General features: G+C 50.3%; 10 protein-coding genes. 4 read left to right on the plus strand and 6 right to left on the minus strand.

Annotated features, from left to right (window positions below):
- Nucleotides 1-133: 133 nt before the first annotated feature.
- The 3 genes from BZG79_RS10040 to BZG79_RS10050 all read left to right on the plus strand — a co-directional run bounded on the left by BZG79_RS10040 (nucleotide 134) and on the right by BZG79_RS10050 (nucleotide 2,084).
- Nucleotides 134-517 carry a cytochrome b562 gene (locus BZG79_RS10040; protein WP_077774312.1) on the plus strand — a complete coding sequence of 128 codons (384 nt, stop codon included), beginning with the start codon at nucleotides 134-136 and terminating at the stop codon, nucleotides 515-517.
- 38 nt (nucleotides 518-555) lie between these two features.
- Nucleotides 556-1,287 carry a lipoate--protein ligase gene (locus tag BZG79_RS10045; RefSeq protein WP_077677178.1) on the plus strand — a complete coding sequence of 244 codons (732 nt, stop codon included), beginning with the start codon at nucleotides 556-558 and terminating at the stop codon, nucleotides 1,285-1,287.
- 65 nt (nucleotides 1,288-1,352) lie between these two features.
- On the plus strand, nucleotides 1,353-2,084 hold the full coding sequence (locus tag BZG79_RS10050) for a GMP synthase (RefSeq protein ID WP_077677151.1): 732 nt from the start codon (nucleotides 1,353-1,355) through the stop codon (nucleotides 2,082-2,084).
- A 92-nt stretch (nucleotides 2,085-2,176) separates the two neighbouring features.
- Here the strand turns inward: BZG79_RS10050 and pcp are convergent, their stop codons facing one another.
- From pcp to BZG79_RS10070, 4 genes are all read right to left on the minus strand, one after another.
- Nucleotides 2,177-2,821, minus strand: coding sequence for a pyroglutamyl-peptidase I (pcp, locus tag BZG79_RS10055; protein WP_077677150.1), 645 nt, complete (start codon nucleotides 2,819-2,821; stop codon nucleotides 2,177-2,179).
- Between the two features lie 74 nt (nucleotides 2,822-2,895).
- Nucleotides 2,896-4,035, minus strand: a complete 1,140-nt coding sequence (gene msrB, locus BZG79_RS10060) for a peptide-methionine (R)-S-oxide reductase MsrB (RefSeq protein ID WP_077774313.1) — start codon at nucleotides 4,033-4,035, stop codon at nucleotides 2,896-2,898.
- 132 nt (nucleotides 4,036-4,167) lie between these two features.
- Nucleotides 4,168-4,878: an LrgB family protein gene (locus BZG79_RS10065; protein WP_077661153.1), complete on the minus strand. Its 711-nt coding sequence runs from the start codon at nucleotides 4,876-4,878 to the stop codon at nucleotides 4,168-4,170.
- 6 nt (nucleotides 4,879-4,884) lie between these two features.
- Nucleotides 4,885-5,313 carry a CidA/LrgA family protein gene (locus BZG79_RS10070; RefSeq protein WP_077461392.1) on the minus strand — a complete coding sequence of 143 codons (429 nt, stop codon included), beginning with the start codon at nucleotides 5,311-5,313 and terminating at the stop codon, nucleotides 4,885-4,887.
- Nucleotides 5,314-5,442: 129 nt separating this feature from the next.
- On the opposite strand from BZG79_RS10070, the gene BZG79_RS10075 reads away from it, so the two are divergent.
- Complete coding sequence (locus BZG79_RS10075; protein WP_077774314.1) at nucleotides 5,443-6,342, plus strand: LysR family transcriptional regulator; 900 nt, start codon at nucleotides 5,443-5,445, stop codon at nucleotides 6,340-6,342.
- 139 nt (nucleotides 6,343-6,481) lie between these two features.
- On the opposite strand, the gene BZG79_RS10080 is transcribed toward BZG79_RS10075, so the two are convergent.
- Entirely contained in the window at nucleotides 6,482-6,772 is a 291-nt protein-coding gene (locus tag BZG79_RS10080) for a type II toxin-antitoxin system RelE/ParE family toxin (RefSeq protein ID WP_077774315.1), read from the minus strand.
- The gene (locus BZG79_RS10085; RefSeq protein ID WP_021024253.1) at nucleotides 6,769-7,050 is read right to left on the minus strand and encodes a type II toxin-antitoxin system Phd/YefM family antitoxin; all 282 of its coding nucleotides are present in this window, start codon (nucleotides 7,048-7,050) and stop codon (nucleotides 6,769-6,771) included. Before BZG79_RS10085 ends, BZG79_RS10080 begins: the two co-directional genes overlap by 4 nt.
- Nucleotides 7,051-7,218 lie beyond the last annotated feature (168 nt).

A 7,218-nucleotide genomic window follows, 5' to 3' on the forward strand; every position in this document is an offset into this window, starting at 1 on the left:
TAATCATACCATCTGGATGCGAGATGTGTAAGTGCTTTACATTGTTTTACGCTTCTTAGCTAGGCAATGCCGTGAGAAGTGAGTAATATAATAGCGCATTATTATTACTAAAAAACAATCACATGGAGCAAAAATGAAGAAAGTCATACTTATGGGCGCGGTGGCGGTGTTGCTGTCGCTGAATGTCTCAGCCTCTGAGCTCAAGCCGATCATGAAAGAAATGAAAATGACCTTCAAAGAAGCGGCGAGCGCACAAAGCATCGAAGCGATGCAAGCACCGGTCGCCAAACTGGAAACCCTGATCGCGCRAGCCAAAGCGGGCAGCTATCCACCGGAAAAAGCAGATACCTTCATGGAAGGGTTCGATAAACTGGCGGTGACGGTAGAGGGAATTGATGCCGCGCTGAGCGAAGGCGACCTCGATAAGGCACAACAAGGCATGCGCCAAATCGATGCCTTGCGTGAAGAGTACCACGACAAACGCAACCCAAGCATTTGGCAGCGTTTGTTCGGTTAATAGCCGAATAATAGGAATATAACGACAGCAGGTGCATGATGGCGACTCAAAAAACGATTTTGCGTTATCCCTCGCTGTCGGTGGCGTCTGCGTTCGATAAAGAGCAGGCGCTGATCCGCCGGATAGAGCAGGGCGAGCTCAACGAGGCATTACTGCTTTGGCAGCCAGACGCCCAAACCTTGGTACTGCCAGCGGGCCAAAAATGGCTACAAACGCCTGAATTACGCCGCGCATTATCGTCGTTAGGGTGGCACGTGCAAAGCCGACGGACTGGCGGCGCGCCGGTGCCGCAACTGCCCGGCGTAATTAACGTGTCTTATCTGACGGTGTGGCCGGCTAACACCCCTTATCATATCCAGACGGCTTACCAGTATTTTTGCACCATCTTACAGTCTTTTTTCCATCAGTTAGGCATTGCGACCACGGTGGGTGATACGCCCGGATCGTATTGTGATGGTGACTACAACCTCAATATTGATGGCAAAAAAGTGGTGGGAACCGCCCAGCGTATCCTGCGTTTAAGCGCGGGGGCAGGCAAACAAACCGTGATGCTGGCACAGGCTTGCCTGCTGATTGATGCCGATTGCCAACATATTGTTGCCCCTGTATCGCTGTGTAATCGGCTTTGTGGTCACTCCGATCGCATTGAGGCCGAGGTGCATACCCCTTTAGCTGCGCACCTAGATGAATTGCCGACAATCGAACAGTTGTTTCAGTTGTTGACTCAAGCGTTTATGGCGCGACCACCGCTTGTCGTGGGCAAGGCTTGAGGCCGCGGCTCAATATAGTATGCTTAGCCGCAATCGTGCGTAAAACAAACCCCAAGGAGAGAGGAATGCGCGTCCATCTTGTTATTCACGAGGCGTTTGAAGGCCCAGGAGCCATTTTAGATTGGTGTGACGAGCGTGCCTATCATGTGAACACCAGTCATTTGTATCGGGGCGAGCCGTTGCCGGAAACCGGTGAAGGCATTGATCTGCTGGTGGTACTCGGCGGGCCGCAAAGTCCAGATACGCCACAGTCTGAATGCCCACATTTTGATAGCCCGCGCGAGCAAGCACTTATAAACCAGTGCATTGAACAAGGCAGTGCGGTATTAGGGATTTGCCTCGGCGCGCAACTGATTGGTGAGGCATTGGGCGCTTCGTATCAGAAAAGTCCTGAGCCTGAGATTGGTTATTTCCCCATCCAGTTAACTGAAGATGGCCATATTGATGAGCATATGCCGCATTTTGCCCCACAAGAAATTGTGGGCCATTGGCACCATGATATGCCGGGGCTGACACCCAATAGTCGTGTACTGGCTAGCAGCGAAGGCTGTCCGCGCCAGATCGTGAAGTACGGACCACGGGTATATGGCTTTCAATGCCACCTTGAATTGACACCTCTGGCGGTTGAAGGCTTATTGCACGCCGCCTATCCAGAGGGCGAGGTCGCTAACAAGCGCTTTATTCAAGACCCTGCCTCCATTCGCGCCTTTGATACGGCACCGATGAATGCGCATTTGTTTGCCTTTCTCGATAGCGTGCTGACCGACAACGATCTCGTCACTGAGTGGCTGTTTTAAGCGATTAGGTTAGGAGCACGGTAACCGTAACTGTGCTCCGCTGCTAGGCGTCATTGTTTGAGCTTCATCGTCTGAGCGCCATCTAACGCGTGTTAGTGCAACATGCCTTCACACACGGTAGTGGCATCATCATCCAATAAACTCAACTCAATAGCTACCTTCATCGCTGCTACCACATCACCCACCGGCATGCTCGGGGCGCGGTGTTTGCACGCTTGTGCTGGGCTGTAGGGAATATGAATAAAGCCGGCGCGTACCTCGGTGTGATGAGCCAGCGCATGCATCAAGCCATAAAACACGTGGTTACACACAAAGGTGCCCGCGGTGTAAGAAATACTGGCAGGATGATGGGCTTCGTTTAATGCGTTCGCTAAACGGTTGAGGGGTAAGGTAGAAAAATAGGCGTTGGGCCCAGATGGCACCACCGACGTGCCATGCGGCTGCTTACCGGCGTTGTCCGGGATGGGCGCGTTCTGATAATTGATCGCTACCTTCTCTAAGCTTATCTCGGCGCGGCCACCGGCTTGGCCAAGGGCGATCACCATCACCGGACTGAGTGATTCTAGCGCGCTGTGTAACGTCGGTAAGCTATCGTCAAAGGTGCAGGGCAGGCGCACGGCTTTAACGATGCACTCCTCATTGGGCTGCCAGCCTTCTAATGCTTGTGCCACTTGCCAAGATGGGTTTTCACTCTCGCCGCCGAACGGTTCAAATCCGGTTATCAATATCGTGTGCATCCAATGCCTCGCGTAAAAAAGCGGTAGAGCTGTACTCTACCGCAGGTTTACCAGCCAATCACGCAAAGGAAGATTTATTCAAACAGATAGAGATAATCCTCATAACCGGCATCGGCCATTTTATCGACGGACACAAAGCGCATTGCGGCTGAGTTCATGCAATAACGCAAGCCGGTGGGTGCGGGACCATCCTCAAACACATGGCCAAGGTGCGAATCCGCCACCTTACTACGCACCTCGGTGCGACTGAAAAACAGCGAGTTGTCCGGTTTGGTAACCACATACTGCTTGTCGATGGGCTGCGTAAAGCTTGGCCAGCCGGTACCGGATTTGTATTTATGGGTGGAGGAGAACAGCGGCTCGCCCGAAACGATATCGACATAAATACCAGCTTGCTTGTTGTCCCAATACGGGTTTTGGAACGCGGGTTCAGTGTCGTCTTCTTGTGTGACCTCGTATTCCATGTCTGACAACATCGTGCGTATTGTTTCATCCGAGGGGCGCGAGTAGCGGATATTCGTTGATGTCTTATCCTCCGCTTTTTGCGCATCGATCATTTCTCGCAAGGTGACCGGGTTGTCTTTGCGATCGTCACCAAAAATCTCGTCCAGATACTGATCACGACCCGATGCGTAGCGATAATAGCTGTAACGCACGCTGTGGTTTTTATAATAATCCTGATGATAACTTTCTGCTGGCCAGAATTTCTCGAACGGGATCAACTCGGTTTTGAGCGGCTTTTTGAACACGCCTAACGCCTCAATCTCCGCCATAAAATCGGCGGCAATTTGCTTTTGCGTTTCAGAGTGATAAAAGATCGCGGGGCGATACTGCGGGCCACGGTCAACGAACGAGCCTTGGTCATCGGTGGGGTCAATATGACGGAAGAACTGGTCTAACACCTGCTCATAACTCACCAAGTTGGGATCGTAGGTGACATCAATTACCTCGATATGCCCGCTGGTGCCGGACGAGACCCCTTTATAGGTTGGATTTTCAAGCTCACCGCCTGAGTAGCCAGACACCACATCAATCACGCCGTCGAGCTTTTCAAGATCAGATTCTGTACACCAAAAGCAACCGCCGGCAAGGGTCGCTTTTTGGTAGCCTTGGTCTGTAGTGGCGGTATCTTTCACCGCCGCATAACTTGCTATCGATAGCAAACTGAATACTGTGAACGCGATGACTCGCCAAATTGACTTACGCTGTTTCATTATTGCCTCGTTATCAGAGTTTGTCCGTGTAAGACCTGCTTACTGCGCAGAAACTTTCATCAACTCACTCATTTTTATTGATAGCAATAGATAGCGTACAAAGTCATACAAGGATCAATAAAGCGGTTAGGATCACCAAAGCAACTGGCCTAACACAGGTGCAAGTAACACAGTGACCATGCCGGCAATCATCATCACCACGCTAGATACTACTCCTTCTTCGTGACCAATTTGATATGCTTTAGCGGTACCGGCACCGTGGGCCGATGCACCCAAACTGGCGCCGCGTCCCAAGCGTGATCGAATCGCAATCACGGTCAAAATACTTTCACCGATTGCCATCCCAATTACGCCAGTGAGAACCACAAACAGCGCGGTGAGATCGCTTTGCCCGCCAATCGCTTTGGTGGCTTCCACGGCAAAAGGGGTAGTAATTGAGCGCATCGCCAAACTGCGTTGCAGCAGTTCAGACAGCTCAAACACCCGCGCTAACACTACAGTACTGGTAATCGCGACCAGCACCGACACAGTGACACCGATTGACAGGGATAACCAATGGCGGCGGATGAGCGCGCGGTTATCATACACAGGGATCGCAAACGCCACAGTCGCTGGGCCCAGCAGCCAAAGCAGCCAGTAAGATTGCGCCATGTAGTCTTGATACGGGATCTTAAACCCAACCACCACCGCGACAATCAGCAAGGGCGCGAGCAACAATGGCATCACCAGAATGGAGGGGTGGCGGCGATACAGCCATTTGCTCATGTAATAGAAGCCAAGGGTCATTAAAAAGCAGGTAATGCTCAATAGCGAGGCATGAAGCCAAGTCGGTAAGGCAGACATCATGGCTTAGCACTCCGGTTTTAGATCAGGGTGGTGCGCGTGGTGGTTACTGCGGCGGCGCGCCATTTTAACCTCAAAACGATACACTTTATCGACCACCCAAGCGGTTGACGCAATCACCATCGCGGTACTTAAAATCAGTACAACCATGATCTTACCGCCTTCTTGCAGCAATAAATCTTGGTAATTGACCACCGCCACCACCGCCGGCACAAAAAACAGCAACATCTCGGCTAACAGCCACGCTGCCCCGCGGCGCAACCAATCGGCACGGACAATTTTCAACATTAATGCGCCTAACAACAGCAACATACCGGTGAGGTTGGCCGGCAGCGGAATAGCAAAGGTGGTGACCAACCAATCAGACAAGAACCAAATGCCAGCAAGGACAAAGACTTGTAGTAGGGTAAGTAAGGCGTTTTTAATCAATTGCATCGAAGGCGTGCCAAGAATCTGTGAGATGGCTCATAGTTTACGTCTTGGTAGAGAGTGAATAAAGTGACTTTTTTTTATTTAAACTATGCCAAAATGGCATAGTTTACGATTAGTTTTTAAGGGCCGTTTATGGATATTCGTGCGTTGCGCTATTTTATTGCTTTGGTGGAAAAGCAGAGCTTTACTGCCGCATCGGCGTCATTGCATGTGACGCAACCGACAATCAGTAAAATGGTGCGTAACCTTGAGCAAGATGTGGGTCAGCCGTTGTTGCACCGAGAGGGAAGGCGGTTTTGGTTAACCGATGCTGGTGAGGTGGTGTATCAGCGCGCGCAGAGCATTATTGCTGAGTTCGAGCAGCTAAGTACCGAGCTCGACGATCTCAACCAACTAACGCGCGGCCAGCTTAGATTGGGGATGCCACCGATGATAGGGCCGCTGTATGCCAATGTGCTGCGTGAATACCGCCAACGCTACCCAAATGTCGCGCTCAGTATTGTCGAATACGGAGGGCGGCGCACCGAACAAGCCCTGATCAATGGTGAGATTGATGTGGCAATCACCATGCTCACCGACACCCAGCCCGAGTGCTTGCAAAGTTTACCCTTACAAACTCACCCCATTTATGCGGTGCTGCCTAACCAAGCCGCGTGGCGTGCGCAAAAAAGCCTGACATGGCAGGCCGTCAAAGACGAGCCGTTTTATCTATATAGCGCTGAATTTACCTTAAGCGACCGGATTATTGCCCGCTGTGAAGAGCATGGTTATCAGCCAACCATTGCCGCGCGTAGCAGTCAGTGGGATTTTTTAGCCGCCTTAGTGAAAAGTGGTGCGGGGGTGGCGTTTTTACCCGCGCCTCTATGCCAGCGCCTCAGCGCCAGCTTGGAAGACAGTGAGTTATTGCTGGTGAAACCGATAAGCCCGGCGATTGAATGGCAACTGGGGTTAGTCTGGCACGGCGAGCGCTATGTCTCACGCACCGCCGAGGCTTGGATGCAGTTGTGTCAGTCGACAGAGGTGCATCGATAGACTCAGTGCTTTGATCCACAACGCCTCTTTGTACGCAATATGGTGGGGATCTTAAATTCGATGCATAGAGACAGCGTGATATGGGACGAAAAACTCGCCAAAATTTAGTGATTGACGACATACTCGTTATAACACAGTTTTACACGTCATCTTCCGACAACATTTGACGACAATTACGAACTGTTAGTACGCGGATCTCTTGGCTTAAGCTATAGATAATACGATAGTGACCAAAAATTATTTCACGATAGTTATTAGTATTGGGCATTTCAGGAACAAAGCGCCCCATTTCAGGCATACTTCCAAGTAGTTCAGTTTTGTCAAAAACTTCGTTTACCCACTTTTCCGCCGCAGGTGGATTATCCAAAGAAATAAATTCCGCTGCATCGCCTAATTTCTGAAGCGCTAATGGAGACCAAACTACTTTCATTTCTTAATGCGCCCCAGTACTTGAGCACGAGCATCATCATTTGAAACACCAAGGCCTGAAGCTAATTGAGCTTCAGCTGTACGCATTTCTTCCAGTAACTCGATCTTCTCTTGCATTGCTTCATACTCTGCAACATCGAGAACAACAGCTACACCTTTGCCATGCTGTGTGATGACCAATGGACGGCGAGTCTCATTGATTTGTTTGATGTAAGAAGCTACACCTGCACGAAATTCAGATAACGGCTGAATATCTTGATCGAAATGAATACGACTCATATTGAACTCCAAAAATGGTACAAAATAACGTACAAATTATAGTTCAGTTAACCGTTTTGAGCAAGGAGTTGGAGTTGTTCCTGTGTTATAACATCGTATATTGCGCATACGCGATTTCCAAAACCGTTATACGCACTATCATTCATCTAAACAACTGAAATATATAGG

It is taken from the genome of Salinivibrio sp. MA427, from assembly GCF_001996115.1.
Classification (GTDB): Bacteria; Pseudomonadota; Gammaproteobacteria; order Enterobacterales; family Vibrionaceae; genus Salinivibrio; species Salinivibrio costicola.

Excerpts from the sequence above, each read along its gene's own strand:
- BZG79_RS10045 (WP_077677178.1), top strand. The coding sequence starts at position 556 with ATGGCGACTCAAAAAACGATTTTGCGTTATCCCTCGCTGTCGGTGGCG.
- BZG79_RS10050 (WP_077677151.1), top strand. The coding sequence starts at position 1,353 with ATGCGCGTCCATCTTGTTATTCACGAGGCGTTTGAAGGCCCAGGAGCC.
- pcp (WP_077677150.1), bottom strand. The coding sequence starts at position 2,821 with ATGCACACGATATTGATAACCGGATTTGAACCGTTCGGCGGCGAGAGT.
- msrB (WP_077774313.1), bottom strand. The coding sequence starts at position 4,035 with ATGAAACAGCGTAAGTCAATTTGGCGAGTCATCGCGTTCACAGTATTC.
- BZG79_RS10065 (WP_077661153.1), bottom strand. The coding sequence starts at position 4,878 with ATGTCTGCCTTACCGACTTGGCTTCATGCCTCGCTATTGAGCATTACC.
- BZG79_RS10070 (WP_077461392.1), bottom strand. The coding sequence starts at position 5,313 with ATGCAATTGATTAAAAACGCCTTACTTACCCTACTACAAGTCTTTGTC.
- BZG79_RS10075 (WP_077774314.1), top strand. The coding sequence starts at position 5,443 with ATGGATATTCGTGCGTTGCGCTATTTTATTGCTTTGGTGGAAAAGCAG.
- BZG79_RS10080 (WP_077774315.1), bottom strand. The coding sequence starts at position 6,772 with ATGAAAGTAGTTTGGTCTCCATTAGCGCTTCAGAAATTAGGCGATGCA.
- BZG79_RS10085 (WP_021024253.1), bottom strand. The coding sequence starts at position 7,050 with ATGAGTCGTATTCATTTCGATCAAGATATTCAGCCGTTATCTGAATTT.